A 20,558-nucleotide genomic window follows, 5' to 3' on the forward strand; every position below is an offset into this window, starting at 1 on the left:
GGACACGAGATGAATCAGCTTTGCAAGGACCGCGTGGTCGTCATCACCGGCGCGGGCCGCGGCATCGGCCGCGAGTACGCGCTCGAGTTCGCACGCCAGGGCGCCAAGGTGGTGGTCAATGACCTGGGCGGGCGCGGCGACGGCGCCCCCGGCTCGGCCACCGGCCCGGCGCTGGAAGTGGTTTCCGAGATCGAGGCCCTGGGCGGCCAGGCGATTGCCAGCGGCGACGACGTCGCCGACTGGGCCGGCGCCAAGCGCATGATCGACGCCGCCATCGAGGCCTTCGGTGGCCTGGACGTGCTGGTCAACAACGCCGGCATCCTGCGCGATCGCACGCTGGTCAACATGGAAGAGGAAGACTGGGACGCGGTGATCCGCGTGCACATGCGCGGCACCTTCGCGCCCTCGCGCCATGCAGCGGCCTACTGGCGCAACGAATCGAAGGCCGGCCGCCAGCGCGACGCGCGCATCATCAACACCAGCTCGTCTTCGGGCCTGTACTGCAATGCCGGCCAGTCGAACTATGGCGCGGCCAAGGCCGGCATCGCCGCGCTGTCGGTGATCGCCTCGCGCGAGCTGGACCGCTACGGCGTGACGGTGAACGCCATCTATCCCACGGCGATGAGCCGCCTGACCGAAGACATCTTCGCCAGCCCCAAGTGGCAGGCGATCCGCAACGAGGCGCCCGGCTTCGATCCGCTCGACCCGTCGAACGTCGCGCCGCTGGTGGCCTGGCTGGGCAGCAGCGAATCGCGCGGCATCACTGGGCGCGTGTTCGGTGCACGCGGCGGCCGCATCACGGTGGCCGAGGGCTGGCATGCCGGTCCGCGTATCGAGAAGCAAGGCCGCTGGACGGTCCTGGAACTCGGTGGCCTGATCCCCGAACTGGTGAAGAAGGCCGCGCCCAACGCGCTGACCACCGGCGAAATTCCTGCTGCGGAGGCCTGAGATGAGCCAATTGCTCGAAGCCTTTCGCCTCGCCAGGCTCCCCGACGAGGCCGAGGCCTTCCGCCAGGAGGTGCGCGAATTCCTGGCGGCCCACCTGGAACCTGCGGCGCCGGCCGTGCGCGCGCGCACATGGATGGGCTTCGACGCGGCCTTCAGCCGGCGGCTGGCCGAGCGCGGCTGGGTCGGCATCACCCTGCCCTCTCAATACGGCGGCGCCGGGCTCGACGCCTTCCGCCGCTTCGTGCTGGTGGAGGAAATGCTGGCCGCGGGCGCGCCCGTTGCCGCCCATTGGATTGCTGACCGACAAAGCGGCCCGCTGCTCAACAAGTTCGGCACCGAGGCGCAGAAGGACTTCTACCTTCCGCGAATCTGCCGTGGCGAGGCATTCTTTTGCATCGGGATGAGCGAGCCCAACTCGGGCTCCGACTTGGCCAGCGTGCGCACGCGTGCCACGCGCGTAGATGGCGGATGGCGCCTGACGGGGCGCAAGATCTGGACGACCAATGCGCAGCGCTCGCACTACATGATCGCGCTGGTGCGCACCTCCGGAGCGCCGGAAGACCGTCAAGGCGGCCTGTCGCAACTGATCGTCGACCTGTCGGCGCCAGGGGTGCACGTGCGGCCGATCGTCGACCTGACGGGCGATGCGCATTTCTCGGAAGTGACCTTCGACGATGTCTTCCTGAAGGAAGACGCGTTGATCGGCGACGAGGGCAGCGGCTGGATGCAGGTGAACGCCGAATTGGCCTTCGAGCGCAGCGGCCCCGAGCGCCTGTACTCGAGCGTGGTGCTGCTGGACACCTGGATGCAGAGCCTGCGCAAGACCGGCTTCTCGCCGACTGACGCCACCCTGCTGGGCGGCTTCACGACCCAGCTCGCCACCTTGCGCAGCTTGTCGGTGGCCGTGACCACCAAGCTCGCGCGCGGCGAAAGCCCCGTGGTCGAGGCGGCGCTGGTCAAGGACATCGGCACCGAGTTCGAGCAGGCCATCCCGGCCGCGATCGAAGCGGCCGTCGCGGCCGACCCGACACGCAACGCGGCTGACGATGCCGAGCTGCATCGCACCATCGCCTACCTGAGCCAGATCTCGCCGACCTTCTCGCTGCGCGGCGGCACGCGCGAGATCCTGCGCGGCATGATCGCGCGCGGCCTGGGCCTGCGCTGAGCCCGCAGCATCAAGGAGACAACGACATGTTTACAGAAGCCATCGAGGCGATCCTCGTTGACCAGTGCGCGCCCGCCGCCATCCGGGCCATCGAGAACGGCGGATCGGCCACCCCGCTGTGGGGCGCGCTGGCCGAGAGCGGATTTCTCGAACTGATGGCCAGCGAGGAGGCGGGCGGCGCCGGGCTCGACCTGGAGGCGATCTTCCCGATCTTCGTGGCCTTTGGCCGGCACGCGGTGCCGGTGCCGGCGGCGCAGAGCATCGCGGCACGCGCACTGCTGGGTGACGTGGCCGCGCCGCAAGGCATGGTCACGCTCATCGGCCACGCGCGGCGTTCGGACGACGGTTCGGTCAGCGCCGGCAACGTCGCCTTTGGCGCGATCGCCGACCACGCGGTCGCCAACATTGAAGGGCAACTCGTACTGCTAGCCTGCGCCGGCGCGCAGCGCACGCTCACCGGCATTCGCGGCAGCCTGGCCGCATCGCTGCACTGGACCTCCGATGCCATCGGAACGCCGGTCGGCGACAACGGGGACCAGGTGGCGGTGTTCAGCGCAGCGCTGCACGCCGCCGCCATCGCGGGCGCCATGGAACGGATGTTCTCGATGACGCTGGGCTACTGCAACGACCGGGTGCAGTTCGGCAAGGCCATCGGCAAGTTCCAGGCGATCCAGCACCAGCTGAGCGTGATGGCCGAGCACGTGGCGTGTGCGGGTGTGGCCGCCGAGCTGGCTTTCAAGGCCGGAAAGAAGATCCCGCCCCTGCTCGCCGCTGCCACCGCGAAGGCGCGCACCAGTGCGTCGGTGCCGCTGGTTGCAGCCACGGCGCATGCGCTGCACGGCGCCATCGGCGTCACCGAGGAATTCGACCTCCAGCTCTACAGCCGCCGCCTGCACGAATGGCGCATGGCCGACGGCTCGGAGGCCTATTGGAACCGCGTCGTCGGCGAGACGATGCTCGGCGGCACCGCACCCTCGGTGCTGCAATTCGTGATGGAGGAGATCCTGGCATGAGCAATTTTCTGAACTACGAGCAGGCGGGCCACATCGTCACCCTGACGATGAACGACCCCGAGCGCCGCAATCCGCTCACCGGCAACACGGCGGTTCCGGAGTTCCTGGCGGCCATCGACCGCATCCATGCCGATCATTCGGTGCGCGCGGTGATTCTGACGGGCGCGGGCTCGAGCTTCTCTTCGGGCGGCAACGTGCGCGACATGGGCCGCTATGCCGAGATGCCCGCCATGGAGCTGCGCCGCGAGTACCGCCTGGGCATTCAGAAGCTGCCGCTGGCGCTGTTCAACCTCGAGGTGCCGGTGATCGCGGCGGTCAACGGTCACGCCATTGGGGCCGGGCTGGACCTGGCCTGCATGTGCGACATCCGCGTGGCTGCGGAGGAAGCCAAGTTTGCCGAGAGCTTCGTCAAGCTGGGAATCATTCCGGGCGATGGCGGTGCGTGGCTGCTGCCGCGCATCATCGGTTTGTCGCGCGCGACCGAACTCACCTTGACCGGGCAGACCATCGATGCGCGCCAGGCAGCGGAGTGGAATCTGGTTTCGCGCGTGGTGCCGCGCGATCAGCTGCTGCCCACGGCAAGGGAGATCGCCGAGCAGATTGCCGCCAACCCACCGCATGCGGTGCGGCTGGCCAAGCGCCTGCTGCGCGAGGCCCTGCATTCGCGCCTCGACACGCTGCTGGAGATGTCGGCGGCGTTCCAGGTGATGTCGCATCAGACGGCGGATCATCATGAAGCCGTTGCGGCCTTTGTCGAGAAGCGCAAGCCGGTGTTTGGCGGCTGATCCGGGGCTGGGGTTGAGGAATCCGTTCGCGTCGATGGCTGTCTGGTCTGTTCTTCAAAGCGGCCAGGGTCCCGGCTTCTTCTTTTTCTGCGTCCGCCTTTTTTACTTGGCAGCTGCGTGCGTGACACGCGCCTCCCCTGCTCAATCCATGGCGTCCAGCAATTCCAGCGTCAGCGGGTCGCCTTGTCCGCCAAAGTACTTGTGCAGCGCCTGCCCGAACAGCGGCTCGTCCGGCACCAGCGCATGGAACAAGGTCATGCAGGATCTGAACTTGAGATCGTCCGGCGTCTGGAAGATCTGCAAGGCGCTGCGTCCCTGCACCGCCAGCACCAGCGACGTGCACTGCGCCAGCCGCGGCCCCAGCACCGGATGCGTCCAATAGGCCAGCGCCTCGGCGCGCGAACCGATGCCGTAATGCTTGGCGGTGGCGCTGCGGCCCAGCGCCGCCAGCTGCGGAAACACGAACCACATCCAATGGCTGCGCTTCTCGTCCGCGCCCAGTTCGGCGCACACCTGCGCATAGACCGGCGCCTGGGCGCTGGTGAAGCGTTCGAGGTGGTAAGGATCGTCTTCTTGCTGCGTCATCGGGCTGGTCTTCCTGTCGCATGGCAAAATTGCGGGCTTGTCTGCCCGTAGCTCAGTTGGATAGAGCACCTGCCTTCTAAGCAGGTTGTCGGGGGTTCGATCCCCTCCGGGCAGGCCACTTCAGTGGCACATCCATACTTTCGGCTGATCGCCAAACTTCGTAGGGTGGAACCACGATATCGCGCCCCACACCCTGCCCGTATCCTCGCGCACCCGAACTTACGTGCGCAGAATGGATCTGGATTTCATCTATCAAAAGGTACAGGTACTCAGCCCCAAGGCGGCAAAGATCGCTCTGCGCATGCTGGACAAGGATCCTCACGTGCCCACCGAGTGGGTGATGGCCCTGCGTCCCGCGCTGGCGCAACGCAGCAACGACGCGCCCTCCTTCGCCGGCACCGACTGGATGACCATGGCCGCGATCGAGCGCCCGGCCATCCGCAAGTTCACCGAACGCTTCGAAAGCCGCGAGCAGCGCCACGCCCGGCTGTGGGTCACCAGCCTGCGCAAGGCCTCGCTCGCCGCACAGGGCCAGAGCCGATTCCCGGACGACGTGGAAACGGCCTGAGGCTTCTCGCCTCTCTCGGCTTCTCTCGCTTCTCCCTTTTCCCCCCGATGTAACACCTGCCCCGTGTCCGGAATCCCGGACCGGGTAGCACGCTGACGCCCGCCGGTGTACGCTGGCCGCGGAGGTTGCCGTGACGCTTCGTTCCCGCTTCCTTGCCGGCGCGCTCGCGCTGCTGTTGGCGCTGCTGCCGGACGTCGCCGCCGCGGCGGTCGAACCGCAGCGGGAGCAAGCCGCTGCCCCGTCGGCAGTACTGGTGCTGCGCATCGACGGCGCCATCGGCCCGGCCACGGCCGACCAGCTCAAGCGCGCGCTGGAGCGCGCCGTGCGCGAGAAGGCGCAACTGGTGGTGCTGGAGATGAACACCCCGGGCGGCTTGGACACGTCCATGCGCAGCATCGTGCAAGCCATCCTGGCCTCGCCGGTGCCGGTGGCCGGCTACGTGGCGCCGCAGGGCGCGCGCGCCGCCAGCGCCGGCACCTACATCCTCTTTGCCTGCCATGTGGCGGCGATGGCGCCAGCCACCAACCTGGGCGCCGCCACGCCGGTGGCCGTCGGGATGCCGGGCGCCCCGGGCGGTGGCGACGACGATGGCGGCCCGCCGCTGCCCCGCCCGAAGGACAAGGACAAAGACAAGGACGAGCCCGGCAAGGCGGAGGGCAAGAAGCCGGACCGCGACGCCATGAGCGCCAAGCGCCTGCAGGACGCCAGCGCCTATTTGCGCAGCCTGGCGCAGCTGCGCGGGCGCGATGTCGCCTGGGCCGAGCAGGCGGTGCGCGAATCGGCCAGCCTGTCGGCCAGCGAGGCGCTGTCGCGCAAGGTGATCGACCTCGTGGCCGCCGACCGCACCGAGCTCTTGCGCCAACTCGACGGGCGCGAGCTCGAGGCTGCCGGCGTCCCGGCGGCGAAGCTCGCCACCCGCAATGCGCCGGTGCTGCTGCTGGAGCCCGACTGGCGCGACCGGCTGCTGAGCGCCCTGAGCGACCCGAGCCTGGCGCTGCTCTTGATGATGGTGGGCGTCTACGGCCTCCTCTTCGAGTTCATGAACCCGGGCTTCGTCGCGCCCGGCGTGATCGGCGGCGTGTGCCTGCTGCTGGCGCTGTGGGGGCTGCAGATGCTGCCCATCAATTACACCGGCCTGGCGCTGATCCTGCTGGGCATCGCCTTCTTCGTCGCCGAAGCCTTCATGCCCAGCTACGGCGCGCTGGGGCTGGGCGGCATCGCGGCTTTCGTGTTCGGCGCGCTGCTCTTGATCGACAGCGAACTGCCGGGATTCGGCATTCCGCTGCCCCTGATCGGCGGATTGGCGCTGCTCTCGGCCGCCTTCGTGATCATCGTGGCCCGCATGGCTGTGCGCGCCCATACGCGGCCGGTCGTGAGCGGCACGCAGCGCCTGATCGGCGCCGGCGCGCAGGTGATCGAGTTCGATCCGCAAAGCGGGGAAGGCTGGGCCGAGCTCGAGGGCGAGCGCTGGCGCATTCGCGCCGATCAGCCGTTGGCAAACGCGCAGCACGTCCACGTGGCGCGGGTGGACGGCCTGGTGCTCGAGGTGCGGCCCGCCGCCGCATCGCCAGCACTCACCGGCGCAAACCATGAACAGCAACAACAAGCGAGTACGCCATGACCCAACTGATTGCGCCTCCCCTGCTTCTTCTGCTGCTGGTGCTGCTGGCCGCCAGCTCGCTGCGCATCCTGCGCGAATACGAGCGCGGCGTTGTCTTTCAGCTAGGGCGCTTCTGGCGCGTCAAGGGGCCGGGCCTGGTGATCCTGATCCCGGGCATCCAGCAGATGGTGCGCATCGACCTGCGCATCGTGGTGATGGATGTTCCTGCGCAAGACGTGATCTCGCGCGACAACGTCACGCTCAAAGTCAACGCGGTGCTGTACTTCCGGGTGGTCGACCCGGAGCGCGCGGTGATCCAGGTCGAGCATTTCCTGGCCGCCACCAGCCAGCTGGCGCAGACCACCTTGCGCGCGGTGCTGGGCAAGCACTCGCTGGACGAGATGCTGTCCGAGCGCGAGCGCCTCAACCTCGACCTGCAGAAGATCCTGGACAGCCAGACCGATGCCTGGGGCATCAAGGTGACCAACGTCGAGATCAAGCATGTCGACCTCAACGAATCGATGGTGCGCGCCATCGCCCGCCAGGCCGAGGCAGAGCGCGAGCGGCGCGCCAAGGTGATCCATGCCGAAGGCGAGCTGCAGGCCTCCGAGAAGCTGGCCCAGGCCGCGCAGATCCTGGCGCGCGAGCCGCAGGCGCTGCAGCTGCGCTACCTGGAAACGCTGACGGTGATCGCCGCCGACAAGAACTCGACCATCGTCTTTCCGCTGCCCCTGGACATCGTCGGCCCGCTGCTCGATGCGCTCAACCGGCACCGCTTGCGCGAGCAGGACGCGCAGTAAGGCTGCAAGCCGACCCGCTCGATCGCTCGGTACATACCCCTAACTGATAAGAAGCTGACAGTTCGCGCCCCGCTGCCTCTTTAAAGTCGCGCCACCGATCCGGGCGTCGCCCGGATCGGTCCCACAACGACGACGAGACAAGAGCACATGCAAGAGAGCGCACTTTCCACCATCGGCCTGCCCATCGCCCTGGCCATCATCATGCTGGGGCTGGGCTTGCACCTTCGGGTGGACGACTTCCGCCGCATCTGGCGCGAGCCCCGCGCCATGCTGATCGGCCTGGGCTGCCAGGTCATCCTGCTGCCGGCACTGTGCTTTGGCCTCGTCAAGGCCTTTGCCATGCCGCCCGAGCTGGCGGTAGGCATGATGCTGCTGGCAGCCTCGCCGGGCGGCACCACCGCCAACCTGTACTCGCACCTGTTCAAGGGCGACGTCGCGCTCAACATCTCGCTCACCGCCATCAACAGCGTGCTGGCGATCGTCTCCATTCCGATCATCGTCAACCTGGCGCTGGAGCTGTTCATGGGCCAGCAGCAGTACGTGCCGCTTCAGTTTCGCAAGACGCTGGAGGTGATCGTGCTGATCCTGGCGCCGGTGGCGGTGGGCATGCTCATCAACGCCAGGTTCCCCGCCGTCTCGCGCAAGATGGACAAGCCGGTGAAGATCGCCTCGGCGCTGATCCTCCTGGTGCTGATCCTGGCCATCCTGCTGCGCGAGCGCGCCCACATGGCCGACTACTTCCGCCAGGCCGGCCTGGCCGCGCTGATCTTCAATCTGGCCAGCATGTTCATCGGCTACTACGTGGGCCGGCTGACGCGCCTGGGCGAAGCCCAGAGCCGCGCCATCGCCTTCGAGATCGGCATTCACAACGGCACGCTGGCCATCTACCTGGCGCTGGCGGTGCTGAACAACAGCGCCATGTCGGTGCCGGCCGCGATCTACAGCCTGATCATGTTCTTCACTGCCGCCGCCTTCGGCGTCTGGGTCACGCGTGGGCAGAAAAGCGTCGCCGCCGCGGCCTGATTCAGCCCATGCGGGCGCATTCCTGCAGGCGCTGCATGTCCAGGATCTCGATGCGCCCGTAGCGCAGGCTCAGGGCGCCCAGCTTGGCCAGTGCCTGCAGTTCCTTGTTGAGCGTGGGCCGGCTGACGCCCAGCATCATCGCCAGGTTGTCCTGCGAGGTGCTGATGTGGCGGCGTTGGTCGGCCGACTGCGTCACGTCGCCATGCGCCATGGCCACCAGGCGCCGCGCCAGCCGCTCGCGCGTGCTTTGCAGGGCAAGGCCGGCCAGCGCCTCGTAGGCCATGCGCAGCCGGCCGGCCACCAGCCGGGCCACGGCGCGCGCGAAGTCGGCGCCCTGCATCAGGGCCTCGAAGTTCCTGGCGCTGACGGCGTACAGCTCGCTGTCCTCCAGCGCGGTGGCGGTGTGCGCGCGCTGCATGGTGTCGAGCAAGGCGACCTCGCCGATCCAGTTGCCCGGTTCGATCACCGTGAGGATGCCCTCCTTGCCGTCGCCATGCAGGATGGACAGCTTGAGCGCGCCGCGCGCCACGCCGAAGAAGGCGGCGGAAGATGGCGCCAGCACGTCGCCCTGGCGATACAGCACCGTGCCTGCCGGCACCCTGATCGGCTGGGCCACGGCCAGCAACGCCTGCGCCTGCCCGGGCGGCAGGCAGCGGAACCAGGGGTTGTCGGCGAAAACTTGCATGAGGAATGAGAAGGCGCCAGGGACAAACCCTGCATTGATAAGAAGCTGACAGTCTCGCGCGGTCAGTGCTTTGCATCATCGCCCCTCTTCCCGCAACCACTGCCAAGAACCATGAGCCACGATACGCCACGCCCCCAGGCCCGCTTCACCCGCATGGACCAGAGCACCCGCGAAGACTGGCAGATTCTCGGCGCCGAGTTCATGCACATGGCCCAGGGCCTGCCGGATCGCATCCTGGCCCACCTGAAGCTGCTGCAGGGCGATTTTGGCGGCTTTCCGATCGACCGCTACCACCACTGCCTGCAAACCGCCACCCTGGCCCTGCAGGACGGCCGCGACGAGGAATACGTGGTGTGCGCGCTGCTGCATGACATCGGCGACACGCTGGGCAGCTTCAATCATCCGGACGTGGCGGCCGCCATCCTGCAGCCCTTCGTCTCGGAAGAAAACCTCTGGATGGTCAAGCACCACGGCATCTTCCAGGGCCACTACTTCTTTCACCACGTCGGCATGGACCGCGACATGCGCGACCAGTTCAAGGCGCATCCCTCTTATGAGCGCACGGCCGAGTTCTGCGCGCTCTACGACAACCCTGCTTTCGATCCCAAGGGCGAGACCTTGCCGATCACCCGTTTCGAGCCGATGCTGCGCCGCGTCTTTGCCAAACCGCGCAAGACCGTGTACCAATCGGCCATGGATCAACAAGCCGCCTGAAGGAGACAAAGCCCATGAACACGACCTCTTTGAAGACCCAGGTATCGCCCGAGGAGTGGCAGCTGCGCACCGACCTCGCCGCCTGCTACCGCCTGGTGGCCATGTACGGCTGGAGCGACCTGGTGTTCACCCACATCAGCGCGCGCATCCCGGGGCCGGAGCACCACTTCCTGATCAACCCCTACGGGCTGATGTTCGACGAGATCACCGCCTCCAGCCTGGTGAAGGTGGACCAGAACTGCAACAAGCTGATCGACTCGCCCTACCCGGTGAACCCGGCCGGCTTCGTCATCCACAGCGCGGTGCATGCAGTGCGCGAAGACGCGCAATGCGTGCTGCACACCCACACCCGTGCCGGCGTGGCGGTCAGCGCGCAAAAGGCGGGCGTGCTGCCGATCAGCCAGCAATCCACCTTCGTCCTGGCGTCGCTCGCCTATCACGACTACGAAGGCGTGGCTTTCCGCGATGACGAAAAGCCGCGCCTGCAGGCCGATCTGGGCAACGCCAACTTCCTGATGCTGCGCAATCACGGCCTCTTGACGGTGGGCCCGAGCATCGCCGATGCCTTCCTCTCGATGTACGTGTTCGAGAGCACCTGCCAGATCCAGATTGCCGCGCAGTCCGGCGGCAGCGAGCTCGTGCAGGTCGACCCGCGCATCGTGCAAGGCGTGGCGCAAGCCTTGAAGGTGCAGACCGGCGGCATGGGCGGCCAGTTCGCCTGGCCGGCGCTCTTGCGCAAGCTGGACCGCGTCGATCCGGGCTACAAGGACTAGGGCCTGTTTGGTCTAGCGTGGCCGCCGACGCGCTGCGTCGGTCTTCTCCGGCAACGCGGCCGTGCGCGGGGCGGATGTAATGAGCGGGTGTCCGCCAACCCGCGTCCGCTGAAGCCCGCCGCGTCGCACCAGGCCTTGCGGCGGGCCACCGACGCCTGCCGGGAATGTCCCATCGGCGAGCACGCCACCCAGTCGGTGATCGGTGAAGGCCCGCTGCCTGCGGCCCTGATGCTGGTCGGTGAGCAGCCGGGCGACCAGGAAGACCGGCAGGGCCGCCCCTTCGTCGGGCCGGCCGGGCAATTGCTGGGCCGCGCCTTCGACGAGCTCGGCTGGCCGCGCGACCAGCTCTACCTGACCAATGCGGTCAAGCACTTCAAGTTCGAGCTGCGCGGCAAGCGCCGCATGCACAAGACGCCCGGGCAGCGCGAGGCGCAAGCCTGTTTGCACTGGCTGGAAAGCGAAGTGCAGCTGGTCCGGCCGCGGGCCTTCATCGCGCTCGGCGCGACGGCGGCACGCGCGCTGCTCGGCCGCCCGCTGTCGATCATGCAGCTTCGCGGCCAGTGGCTGGACAGCCGCTTCGGCCCGCCCATGCTGGTCACCCTGCACCCTTCCGCGCTGCTGCGCGGCGACCCGTTGCGGCGTGAATCGGCCTGGGACGCCTGGCTGCGCGACCTGGCACCGGCATCCGCCTGGCTGTCGGACGCGACGGAGGACGCGCCATGAAATACGTGCTTCGACTCTACGCCATGGCCCAGGCCCTCATGGCCCTGCTCTTTGCCGGCGCCGGCCTGATGCTGGTGGTGTCGGCGGCGCGTGCCGGCTGGCTGGCCAGCACCGGCGACTGGGACTACGCGGCCTCCGAGGCCATGATCGAGGCGGTGGGCGTGCTTGCCGCCGCGGTGGTGGCGATCCAGATCTCGCAGACCATCACCGAGGAGGAAGTGGTCCGTGGCGCCCACATCAGCGCACCGACCCGGGTGCGCCGCTTCCTGTCGCGCTTCATGGTGGTGATCGTGGTGGCGATCGCGGTCGAGGCGCTGGTGGCCATCTTCAAGGCGCGTTCCGAACCCATGCTGATGCTGCACGCGGCCGCGCTGATCGGCGCGGTGGGCCTGCTCCTGGCCGGCTGGGGCCTGTTCATCCGCATGAACCGCTACGCCGAGGAACTGGAACCCGAGGCCATGGCGGAAGCCAAGCAGGAAGACCGCAAGCTCAAGTAGGGGCAAGTGGCCGGCCACTTGATGGCGGCCACGCAACAGGCCATGCTGGCGCCCATCATGCAAGCCAGCCCCCGTCGCACCAACCCCCGCGGCCTGCCGCGGCGCAGCGTCACTGCTGCGCTGATCGGCTTTCCCGCGCTCTGGACCGGCCTGGCCCGCGCCCAGGCGCCGGCCGCGCGCCGACTGACGCCGGCGCAGACCGAAGGCCCCTTCTACCCGGCGAAGCTGCCCGCCGACAGCGACAACGACCTGCTGCGCAATGGCGCGCTGCGGTACGGCGCCGGCGAAGCAGCCTGGGTCGAGGGGACCGTGACCGACCTGGACGGCAAGCCGCTGGCCGGCGCGGCAGTGGAAATCTGGCAGTGCGACCAGGCCGGCCACTACCACCATCCGGGCGATGGCGACCGCGCCGACCGCGCCTTCCAGGGCTTTGGGCGGGTGATGGTCGATGCGCAGGGCCGCTGGCGCTTTCGCACCATCCGGCCAGTGCCCTACACCGGCCGCACGCCGCACATCCACGTCAAGGTCAAGCTCGGCCCGCGCGAACTGCTCACCACCCAGCTCTATGTGCAAGGCGCGCCGGGCAACGGGCGCGACTTCTTGTGGCGCAGCCTGTCCGAGGAAGACCGGGCGGCGCTGACCCGGCCTTTCGAGCGCAGCGCCGACGGCTGGAATACCCGCTTTCCGATCGTCGTGGCGGCTTAGCCGGCGCAAGCTCTTCGCCGCTAGACTGCCGGGTGCGCACCCATGCGCATCATTCGCCCCAAGGAGTTTGCTTCCTCATGGCTCAGTCCAGCCCGCGGCCATCGGTGGCCACCCCCGGCTCGCGCAGTACCGGCGCAAGAACGAGTCCCGACCCCAGGGACCGGCTGATCGAAAGCGGGCTGCGGCTGGCCGCGGCGCGCGACGAGCGCGCGCTCCACAAGCTGTTGCTGGAAGAAGCCGCCGCACTCATCGGCGCGCAGCGGGTGCTGCTGGTGCAAGACGCGCACCATGGCCCGTACATCCTCGGTGCCCGGCTGCCGCGCGGCGAAGAGGCGCAAGACCTGCTGCGCGCCATCGCACCCTGGCTTTCCGAAGCGCGGCGCAGCCGCAAGGCCAGCCTGCGCCACGGGCCGCAAGGCGCCCCGCGCGCCGAGCAGCGCTCTTGCCTGGTCGCGCCACTGCTGGCGCAGCGCCAGCTGCTGGGCTACCTCTACGCCGACATCGAAGGGCGGCACGGCCGCTTCGAGCCCGCACAGCGCGAACTGCTGGCCAGGCTGGCCGACCAGGCTGCCGCCGCACTCGCCCAGCTGCGCGCCATCGAAGCCCTGCACGTCCAGCTGGCCGAGCGCCACGCCGGACTGGCGCAGCGCAGCGCCGAACTGGCCCTGGTCAACAGCGTCCAGCAGGGCATGGCCCAACACCTGGAGTTCAGCGCCATCATCCAACTGGTCGGCGACAAGCTGCGCGAGGTCTTCGACAGCGGCGATGTGAGCATCGTCTGGTGGGACGAGCAAAACGGGATGGTGCAGGCGGTGTACCGCTACGAGCACGGCGTGCCGCTGCCCTTGCCACCGGCCCGTCCACTTCGGCCAGACGAACCCATGCGAACGCTGCTGAGCTCGCGCGAGGTCCGCGTGGCCAACACGCGGGCGGAACAAACCCAGTTCGGCATCGCGCCCTCGCCGGGAACCGACTGGGCGCATTCGCTTGCCGCTGTTCCCATCATGGGCAGCAAGCGCATCCTCGGCCTCATCGGGCTGCAGAACCACGAGCGCGAATACGCTTTCGGCGAGCACGAGGTCCGGCTTCTGGAAACGGTGGCCGCCGGCATGGGCCTGGCGCTGGAAAACGCCCTGCTTTTCGACGAGACGCAGCAGCGCGCCCGCGAAACCCGCGAAGCATTGGCGCACCAGACCGCGGCTGCCGAAGTGCTGCAGGTGATCGGCAGCTCGGTGGCCGACACCGGGCCGGTGTTCGACAAGATCCTGGAGTGCTGCGAGCGCCTGTTCGACGCCAGCTCCTTCACGCTGCTGATGCTCGACGATCAGGGCCAGCTCGCGCTCGCCCGCCGCCTGACCACGGCAGCCGGGCGCGCGGCGATCGGCAAGGCCCGCGCCGCCGAGCTCGACAAGCTGCTGCACACCTCCTATCCGACGCCGGTGTCCGGCACATCCGCCGAGATCGGCTTTTGCACCGGCTGCGTGGTGGAGTTTGCCGATGTGCTGAACGACCCGCGTGCGCCCGAGGTGATGAAGCACAACGCGCGGCAGCTGGGCAGCAGCTTTGCCAACCTGGCCGCGCCGCTCATGTGGGAGGGCCGGGGCATCGGCATCCTGAGCATGCAGCGGCTGGAGGTCGGCCCATTCCGGCCGGCCGAGCGCACCCTGCTCAAGACCTTTGCCGACCAGGCCGTCATCGCCATCCAGAACGTGCGGCTGTTCAACGAAACCCGCGAGGCGCTGGAGCAGCAGACCGCGATCGCCGAGATCCTGGGCGTGATCAGCAGCTCGCCGACCGAGACGCAGCCGGTGTTCGACGCCATCGTGCAGGCCTGCCAGCGCTTGTTCGATGGCCGCGCGGTGGCCTTCTGCGTGCCGCGCGAAGGGATTGTGCAGCTGGCGGCCTTCGCCGACGACGGCTCGCACGGCGACAGCGCCGGCGACGTCCTGCAGCCCTGGCCGCTGGACAGGGGTAGCGCCGCCGGGGCCAGCATGCTGGATGCGCGCGTCATCAACGTGCCGGACACGAGTCTCGCGGCCGACGAGTTTCCCCGCATGAAGAACCTGGCGATCAAGCTGGGCTACAAGTCGGGCCTGTTCGTGCCGCTCGTGAAGGAGCGGCGCGCCATCGGCGACATCGCCATCCTGCGCGCACAGACCGGCGCCTTCACCGAGCAGGAAGTGAAACTGGCCCGCACATTCGCCGAGCAGGCCGTAATCGCCATCGAGAACACGCGCCTGTTCAACGAAACCCGCGAGGCGCTGGAGCAGCAGACCGCCACCGCCGACGTGCTGCAGGTCATCAGCGGCTCCATGGCCGATGCGCAGCCGGTGTTCGACAAGATCCTGGAAAGCTGCCAGCGCCTGTTCTCCGGCGCGCAGATGGGCATCTCGCTCAACAGGGATGGCCAGGTGCACCTGGGCGCGCACCGCGGCTCGGCGCGCGAGGTGCTGGAAAAGCACTATCCGCGGCCCTTCGACCATTCGCATTTCGGTCAGGTGATGGCGAGCACGGAAGTCATGCACATCCCGGACGTGCTGGCCGAGGCGCAGTTGCCCCAGTTCATGCGCGAGATCGGCGAGGCCATCGGCACCTACGCGATCATGGTCGCGCCGCTCATGTGGGAAGGCCGCAACATCGGCTCCATCCACGTCACCCGCCAGCCGCCGGGGCCCTTTGCCGACAAGGACATCAAGCTCCTGAAGACCTTTGCCGACCAGGCGGTGATCGCGATCCAGAACGCGGCCCTGTTCAAGCAGACGCAAGAGGCACGCGCCGCCGCCGAGGCGGCCAACGAGGCCAAGAGCGCCTTCCTGGCCACCATGAGCCACGAGATCCGCACGCCGATGAACGCAGTGATCGGCATGAGCGGCCTGCTGCTGGACACGCAGCTGGACACCGAGCAGCAGGACTATGTCTCCACCATTCGCGACTCGGGCGATGCGCTCCTGACCATCATCAACGACATCCTCGACTACTCGAAGATCGAGGCCGGCCGGCTGGAGATCGAGGCGCAGCCCTTCGAACTGCGCGACTGCGTGGAATCGGCGCTGGACCTGGTGAGCGCGCGCGCCACCGAGAAGCACCTGGACCTGGCCTACGTGTTCGAGGGCGAGGTGCCGCTGGCGATCCGTGGCGACCTGGCGCGGCTGCGCCAGATCCTCTTGAACCTGCTGTCCAACGCGGTGAAGTTCACCGAGGCGGGCGAAGTGGTGCTGACGGTGCGTGCCGAGCCCGCGCCTTCGGGCGAGGCGCGCCTGATTTTCTCGGTGCGCGACACTGGCATCGGCCTCTCGCCCCAGGGCATGGGGCGGCTGTTCCAGTCCTTCTCACAGGCCGACTCCAGCACCACCCGCAAGTACGGCGGCACCGGCCTGGGCCTGGCCATCAGCCGGCGCCTGGCCGAGCTGATGGGCGGCACCATGTGGGCCCACAGCGACGGGCCAGGACAAGGCTCGACCTTCTTCTTCACCATCGAGGCGCCGGCCGCGCAGGTGCCGGCCAGCCGCCGCCATGAAGTGCTGGGCGTGCAGGCGCAGCTGCAGGGCAAGCGCCTGCTCATCGTGGACGACAACGCCACCAACCGGCGCGTGCTGGGGCTGCAGACGGGCAAGTGGGGGATGCATGCGTGCCTGGCCGAATCGCCGGCAGAAGCCCTCGCGCTGCTGGAGCGGGGCGAGCGCTTCAACCTGGCCATCATCGACATGCACATGCCGGAGATGGACGGCATCGAGCTGGCCCGCCGCGTGAGCCGGCTGCAGCCCGCGCTGCCGCTGGTGCTGTTCAGCTCGCTGGGCCGGCGCGAATCGGGCGAGGCGCAATTGCTGTTCAAGGCCTTCCTGTCCAAGCCGATCCGCCAGTCGCAGCTGTTCGACACGCTGATGAACCTGTTGGCCGACCACGACGCGCCGGCGCCGCCGCCGGCCGCCGCCGACGGGCAGCCCAGGAAGCCGCAGATCGATCCCACCATGGGCCAGCGCCATCCGCTGCGCATCCTGCTGGCCGAAGACAACGCGGTGAATCAGAAGCTGGCACTGCGCCTTCTGCAGCAGATGGGCTACCGCGCCGACCTCGCCGCCAACGGCATCGAAGCGGTGCAGGCGGTGCGGCGCCAGGCCTACGACGTGGTGCTGATGGACGTGCAGATGCCCGAGCTCGACGGCCTCGACGCCACGCGCCAGATCTGCAAGCTGCTGCAGCCGAACGAACGGCCGCGCATCGTGGCCATGACGGCCAACGCCATGCAGGGCGACCGCGAGATGTGCATTGCCGCCGGCATGGACGACTACATCACCAAGCCGATCCGTGTGGACCGGCTGGTGGAGGCGCTGGTGCAGGCGCCGGCCTACACGAAAGGATTGATCGCATGAGCGATTCAAGGGAAAGCATCATCGACTCGGCCGCCTGGAGCGAGCTGGAGCAAACCGCGGGCGCCGACTTCATGGCGGAACTGGTCCAGACCTTTCTGGAAGAAGCGCCCACCATGCTGGCGAGCATGCGCGAGGCGCTGGCCGCCGGCCATGCCGACGACTTCCGGCGCAACGCGCATTCGCTGAAGTCCAACAGCCTCACCTTCGGCGCCCTTGCGCTCGCCGCGCAGGCGCGCGCACTCGAGCAAGGCGGCCTGCCCGCCGCGCAAGGCAGCGAGCTGGACGCGCTGGAACAGGAATGGCAGCGCGTTGCCGCGGCCTTGCAGGAGCGCATCGAGCATGGCTGAGCCGCAAGCCATGCCGGCGCGCCTGCTGGTGGTGGACGACAGCAAGGTCAATCGCCTGCTGCTCACCCGCGGCCTGGAGCAGCATGGCCACAGCGTGGCCTGCGCCGAAAACGGCCGCATCGCGCTGGAGATGCTGCGTGCAGACGAGTTCGACCTGCTGCTGCTGGACATCGAGATGCCCGAGATGAACGGCTTTCAGGTGCTGGAGCAGCTGACGGCCGACCCGCGGCTGCGCGATCTGCCGGTGGTCGTCACCTCCTCCCTCGAAGGCATGGAAGACGTGGTGCGCTGCATCGAGCTGGGCGCCGAGGACTACCTGCACAAGCCGGTGAACGCGGTGCTCTTGAAGGCGCGCGTCGACGCCAGCCTGGAGAAGAAGCGCCTGCGCGACGCGCAAAAGGAGATGGTGCGCCGCTTCGCCACCTCCGAGGTGGCGCAGGACCTGCAGCAATCCGGCTTTGCCCTGGGCGGGCGGCGCGTGCAAGGCACGGTGATGTTTGCCGACATCCGCGGCTTCACCTCGCTGGTGGAATCGCAGCCGCCGGAAGAAACCATCGAGCTGCTCAACACCTGGTATGCGCTGATGTTCGACGCCATCAACCGGCAGGGCGGCGTGGTCAACCAGATGATCGGCGACGGCCTGATGGCCATCTTCGGCGCGCCCCTGCCGCTGGCCGACCATGCCGCGGCCGCGGTGCAGGCGGCGCAGGACATGGCGCAGATGCTGCGGTCGCTCAACGCCGAGCGCGGCGCCGCCGGCAAGAGCGACTTGCGCATCGGCGTGGGCATCGCCACCGGAGAGATGGTGGCCGGCTACACGGGAACGCAAAAGCGCGCCACCTACACCTGCATCGGCGACACGGTGAACCTGGCGGCGCGGCTGGAAGCGCACACGAAGGAAGCCGGACGCATGATGCTGATCGACGCCGCCACCTGCCAGGCCATCGGCGGTCTTTGCGAGACCGAGCCGCTCGGCGCCGTGAAGCTGCGCGGCAAGGCGGCGGCGGTGGACGTGTACGCCTTGAAGGGCGGCGCGGCTTAGGAGCCTGCGCGGCAGAGAGCGGGGCCCGCGGGGGGGCGCGCGCGCTGGCGCGGCGGGGCGGAGGGCGGCGCGTTGCGCAGCGCGCCGCCGCCGCGGGCGGGGCCGCGCGCGGGGCCCGCGTTGGGCCCCGCTCTCTGCCGCGCAGGCTCCTAGCTCAGCCCTTTGCGCAGCGCGCCACCAGCAGGCGCTGTGGCCCGGCGCCCCGCTCGCCCAGCGCGTCGTGCGGATTGCGCAGCCGGCAGCGGTCGATCGACAGGCAGCCGCAGCCGATGCAGTCATCGAGCTGATCGCGCAGCATCTTGAGCTGCGCCATGCGCTCGTCCAGCTCGGCCCGCCAGTGGGCCGACAGCCGGGTCCAGTCGGTGCGCGAGGGCGCGGCGCCGGCGGGCAAGCCCTCCAGTGCGCGCGCAATGTCGGCCAATGGAATGCCCACGCGTTGCGCCACGCGGATAAAAGCCACCCGCCGCAGCACGGCGCGCGCATAGCGGCGGTGATTGCTCTCGGTGCGCTCGCTGGCGATCAAGCCCTTGGATTCGTAGAAATGCAGCGTCGACACGGCAACGCCGCTGCGCTGCGCCACGTCGCCCACGCTCAGGGTCGGGGCCATGCCTTCGGGAAGCTTCATGAGATGGGGGAAGAAAGAAAGTTCTTGACCTCAACTTTACTTGAGGTTTGAGACTTCGCCTTCTCATCATCGACAAGGAGCTCTCGAAAATGGCACTGCAAATCTCCGGCCCCGTGTTCCGCATCGACAAGTTCGCCGTCCCGGCCGAGGCGCTGCCCGCCTTCATGAAGCGCCTGCGCTGGATCGACCAGGCACTGGCCGCCCTGCCCGGCTGCCGGCAGAACTGCGTGATGACCGAGCGCAGCGGCAGCGAGTTCAATGTCGCCACGCTGGTGGAATGGGCCAGCCCCGAGGCAATGGCGGCCGCCCGCGCCCAGATCAGCCGGCACTATGCCGAGGAAGGCTTCGACCCGACCGAGTTCATGAAGCGGCTGGGCGTGCGGGCGGACATGGGGCTGTTTGCCGGCGTCTGATCTGCTCGCGCTTCAGGGCCGCGGTGTTCCGGCCGGCGCGCCGGTGCCGCTCGCGGCCCCGGTGTTCGTGCCCGCACCAGTCCCCGGCCCGGCGGGGCTTGCGGCACCTGCGCCTTCCGCGGGTTTGGGCTGGGGCGCAGCCTGCTGTGTCTGCGTGTCCGGCCCCAGCGGCCCGGCGCGCTCGTGCGAGATCATGTTGTAGCCAAGTGCCAGCACGATCAGGACCAGCACCGCGATCGCGCCCCATCGAAAGGCGCGCCTGTTGTCCCGGGTCTCGTTTTCCGGGTGGAGTTGTTCGGCCATGGCGATCTTCCTGCTCAGCCTTGCTGCTTGCTGCCGTTGCTGCGTGCATTCATCTGGAGCTCCTTTCACTTTCAGCTGCTTGCTGCAATACAACAGTGATGGAGCCTTCACCATAGGCGCGGCCACGGCGCGCGCCGGTAGGAGCACGGACGCAGCCCGCGTAGGAAGCGTCGGCCCTGCGCTGACAAGGACAAGGAATCGCCCAGGCTCCTAACTTTTCTTGGAGGTGCGGGCGAAAAACTGGGTGGGCTGGTGTTCCACGCGCTCGCTGCCGCACTTGGGGCACTTGAGCTTGGCGCCCTCATGTTCGGCCACGTGCTCGACGTGCTCGAAGATCTCGCCGCACTTCGCGCAACGGTATTGGTAGGTCGGCATGGACACACCTCCTCTCGCATGGGGCCTTCCATGCTAGGCCGCTGGCGCCGGCCGTCAACCGTGCCACGGCAATTCAAGCCCGTCAGGCCTCGGGCGACTCCGTGTCGGTCTCTCCACGGGCGGCCATCTGGCGCGCCTCGCGCGCCAGCTTCTCGTAGCGCTCGCGAAACTTCTGGAGCTCCCCGTTCTCCAGTTCCTCCAGGTCGAGCAAGGCGTTGTGCGCCCCATGGGTGGCGCGGATCAACTCATCCAGCTTGATCTGGATCGCCGCGGTGTCGCGGTTCTGCGAGCTCTGGATCAGGAAGACCATGAGGAAGGTGATGATGGTCGTCCCCGTGTTGATCACCAGTTGCCAGGTGTCGCTGAAACCGAAGATCGGCCCGCTGACGATCCACGCGAGCACCACTGCCAAGGCCATCACGAACACCGACGGACGGCCGCTGAATCGCGATGCGCCTGTGGCAAAGCGCGTGTACCAGTCAGGATTCTTCATGGGTCG

23 protein-coding genes and 1 tRNA gene are annotated in these 20,558 nt (G+C 68.2%); 18 read left to right on the top strand and 6 right to left on the bottom strand.

Going from position 1 to position 20,558, the window contains the following annotated elements:
- Positions 1-9 precede the first annotated feature (9 nt).
- From ACIPRI_RS22620 to ACIPRI_RS22635, 4 genes are read left to right on the top strand one after another with little or no spacing between them, the layout of a single operon-like run.
- Positions 10-948 carry an SDR family oxidoreductase gene (locus ACIPRI_RS22620; RefSeq protein WP_446623740.1) on the top strand — a complete coding sequence of 313 codons (939 nt, stop codon included), beginning with the start codon at positions 10-12 and terminating at the stop codon, positions 946-948.
- 1 nt (position 949) lies between these two features.
- Positions 950-2,113: an acyl-CoA dehydrogenase family protein gene (locus ACIPRI_RS22625; protein WP_446623741.1), complete on the top strand. Its 1,164-nt coding sequence runs from the start codon at positions 950-952 to the stop codon at positions 2,111-2,113.
- Between the two features lie 26 nt (positions 2,114-2,139).
- Positions 2,140-3,126, top strand: coding sequence for an acyl-CoA dehydrogenase family protein (locus ACIPRI_RS22630; RefSeq protein WP_446623742.1), 987 nt, complete (start codon positions 2,140-2,142; stop codon positions 3,124-3,126).
- Entirely contained in the window at positions 3,123-3,911 is a 789-nt protein-coding gene (locus tag ACIPRI_RS22635; protein WP_446623743.1) for a crotonase/enoyl-CoA hydratase family protein, read from the top strand. The genes ACIPRI_RS22630 and ACIPRI_RS22635 overlap by 4 nt, the downstream gene beginning before the upstream one ends.
- A 141-nt stretch (positions 3,912-4,052) precedes the next feature.
- Here ACIPRI_RS22635 and ACIPRI_RS22640 read toward each other — a convergent pair whose 3' ends face one another.
- Positions 4,053-4,496: a DUF1810 domain-containing protein gene (locus ACIPRI_RS22640; protein ID WP_446623744.1), complete on the bottom strand. Its 444-nt coding sequence runs from the start codon at positions 4,494-4,496 to the stop codon at positions 4,053-4,055.
- Between the two features lie 41 nt (positions 4,497-4,537).
- Between ACIPRI_RS22640 and ACIPRI_RS22645 the strand changes: the two genes are divergently transcribed.
- The 5 genes from ACIPRI_RS22645 to ACIPRI_RS22665 all read left to right on the top strand — a co-directional run bounded on the left by ACIPRI_RS22645 (position 4,538) and on the right by ACIPRI_RS22665 (position 8,487).
- Positions 4,538-4,614: transfer RNA gene (locus ACIPRI_RS22645), tRNA-Arg, on the top strand.
- A 114-nt stretch (positions 4,615-4,728) separates the two neighbouring features.
- Positions 4,729-5,064 (top strand): hypothetical protein, encoded by a 336-nt coding sequence (locus ACIPRI_RS22650; protein WP_446623745.1) that lies wholly within the window; start codon positions 4,729-4,731, stop codon positions 5,062-5,064.
- Between the two features lie 130 nt (positions 5,065-5,194).
- Positions 5,195-6,685: an NfeD family protein gene (locus ACIPRI_RS22655; protein ID WP_446623746.1), complete on the top strand. Its 1,491-nt coding sequence runs from the start codon at positions 5,195-5,197 to the stop codon at positions 6,683-6,685.
- A complete protein-coding gene (locus ACIPRI_RS22660; protein WP_446623747.1) occupies positions 6,682-7,464 on the top strand; it encodes a slipin family protein in 783 nt (260 codons plus the stop codon). Before ACIPRI_RS22655 ends, ACIPRI_RS22660 begins: the two co-directional genes overlap by 4 nt.
- Positions 7,465-7,578: 114 nt before the next feature.
- Complete coding sequence (locus ACIPRI_RS22665) at positions 7,579-8,487, top strand: bile acid:sodium symporter family protein (protein WP_446623857.1); 909 nt, start codon at positions 7,579-7,581, stop codon at positions 8,485-8,487.
- 1 nt (position 8,488) lies between these two features.
- Here the strand turns inward: ACIPRI_RS22665 and ACIPRI_RS22670 are convergent, their stop codons facing one another.
- Positions 8,489-9,172 carry a Crp/Fnr family transcriptional regulator gene (locus ACIPRI_RS22670; RefSeq protein ID WP_446623748.1) on the bottom strand — a complete coding sequence of 228 codons (684 nt, stop codon included), beginning with the start codon at positions 9,170-9,172 and terminating at the stop codon, positions 8,489-8,491.
- Positions 9,173-9,283: 111 nt separating this feature from the next.
- Between ACIPRI_RS22670 and ACIPRI_RS22675 the strand changes: the two genes are divergently transcribed.
- From ACIPRI_RS22675 to ACIPRI_RS22710, 8 genes are all read left to right on the top strand, one after another.
- Positions 9,284-9,886 carry an HD domain-containing protein gene (locus ACIPRI_RS22675; protein ID WP_446623749.1) on the top strand — a complete coding sequence of 201 codons (603 nt, stop codon included), beginning with the start codon at positions 9,284-9,286 and terminating at the stop codon, positions 9,884-9,886.
- 14 nt (positions 9,887-9,900) lie between these two features.
- Complete coding sequence (locus tag ACIPRI_RS22680; RefSeq protein ID WP_446623750.1) at positions 9,901-10,659, top strand: class II aldolase/adducin family protein; 759 nt, start codon at positions 9,901-9,903, stop codon at positions 10,657-10,659.
- An 87-nt stretch (positions 10,660-10,746) separates the two neighbouring features.
- A complete protein-coding gene (locus tag ACIPRI_RS22685) occupies positions 10,747-11,382 on the top strand; it encodes a UdgX family uracil-DNA binding protein (RefSeq protein ID WP_446623751.1) in 636 nt (211 codons plus the stop codon).
- Positions 11,379-11,879, top strand: coding sequence for a hypothetical protein (locus tag ACIPRI_RS22690; RefSeq protein ID WP_446623752.1), 501 nt, complete (start codon positions 11,379-11,381; stop codon positions 11,877-11,879). The genes ACIPRI_RS22685 and ACIPRI_RS22690 overlap by 4 nt, the downstream gene beginning before the upstream one ends.
- 21 nt (positions 11,880-11,900) lie before the next feature.
- Complete coding sequence (locus ACIPRI_RS22695; RefSeq protein ID WP_446623753.1) at positions 11,901-12,584, top strand: dioxygenase family protein; 684 nt, start codon at positions 11,901-11,903, stop codon at positions 12,582-12,584.
- A gap of 77 nt (positions 12,585-12,661) precedes the next feature.
- Positions 12,662-16,954, top strand: a complete 4,293-nt coding sequence (locus tag ACIPRI_RS22700) for a GAF domain-containing protein (protein WP_446623754.1) — start codon at positions 12,662-12,664, stop codon at positions 16,952-16,954.
- Positions 16,951-17,301: an Hpt domain-containing protein gene (locus ACIPRI_RS22705; RefSeq protein ID WP_446623755.1), complete on the top strand. Its 351-nt coding sequence runs from the start codon at positions 16,951-16,953 to the stop codon at positions 17,299-17,301. The genes ACIPRI_RS22700 and ACIPRI_RS22705 overlap by 4 nt, the downstream gene beginning before the upstream one ends.
- Entirely contained in the window at positions 17,294-18,343 is a 1,050-nt protein-coding gene (locus ACIPRI_RS22710; RefSeq protein ID WP_446623756.1) for an adenylate/guanylate cyclase domain-containing protein, read from the top strand. The genes ACIPRI_RS22705 and ACIPRI_RS22710 overlap by 8 nt, the downstream gene beginning before the upstream one ends.
- A gap of 154 nt (positions 18,344-18,497) precedes the next feature.
- Here the strand turns inward: ACIPRI_RS22710 and soxR are convergent, their stop codons facing one another.
- Positions 18,498-18,968: a redox-sensitive transcriptional activator SoxR gene (gene soxR / locus ACIPRI_RS22715; RefSeq protein WP_446623757.1), complete on the bottom strand. Its 471-nt coding sequence runs from the start codon at positions 18,966-18,968 to the stop codon at positions 18,498-18,500.
- Between the two features lie 89 nt (positions 18,969-19,057).
- On the opposite strand from soxR, the gene ACIPRI_RS22720 reads away from it, so the two are divergent.
- The gene (locus ACIPRI_RS22720) at positions 19,058-19,381 is read left to right on the top strand and encodes an antibiotic biosynthesis monooxygenase (RefSeq protein WP_446623758.1); all 324 of its coding nucleotides are present in this window, start codon (positions 19,058-19,060) and stop codon (positions 19,379-19,381) included.
- Between the two features lie 12 nt (positions 19,382-19,393).
- On the opposite strand, the gene ACIPRI_RS22725 is transcribed toward ACIPRI_RS22720, so the two are convergent.
- From ACIPRI_RS22725 to ACIPRI_RS22735, 3 genes are all read right to left on the bottom strand, one after another.
- Complete coding sequence (locus ACIPRI_RS22725; protein WP_446623759.1) at positions 19,394-19,684, bottom strand: hypothetical protein; 291 nt, start codon at positions 19,682-19,684, stop codon at positions 19,394-19,396.
- Positions 19,685-19,894: 210 nt separating this feature from the next.
- The gene (locus ACIPRI_RS22730) at positions 19,895-20,059 is read right to left on the bottom strand and encodes an FmdB family zinc ribbon protein (RefSeq protein ID WP_446623760.1); all 165 of its coding nucleotides are present in this window, start codon (positions 20,057-20,059) and stop codon (positions 19,895-19,897) included.
- A gap of 82 nt (positions 20,060-20,141) precedes the next feature.
- A complete protein-coding gene (locus ACIPRI_RS22735; RefSeq protein ID WP_446623761.1) occupies positions 20,142-20,552 on the bottom strand; it encodes a low affinity iron permease family protein in 411 nt (136 codons plus the stop codon).
- Positions 20,553-20,558: the final 6 nt, after the last annotated feature.

The sequence above is a fragment of the Variovorax sp. LARHSF232 genome, from assembly GCF_052871435.1.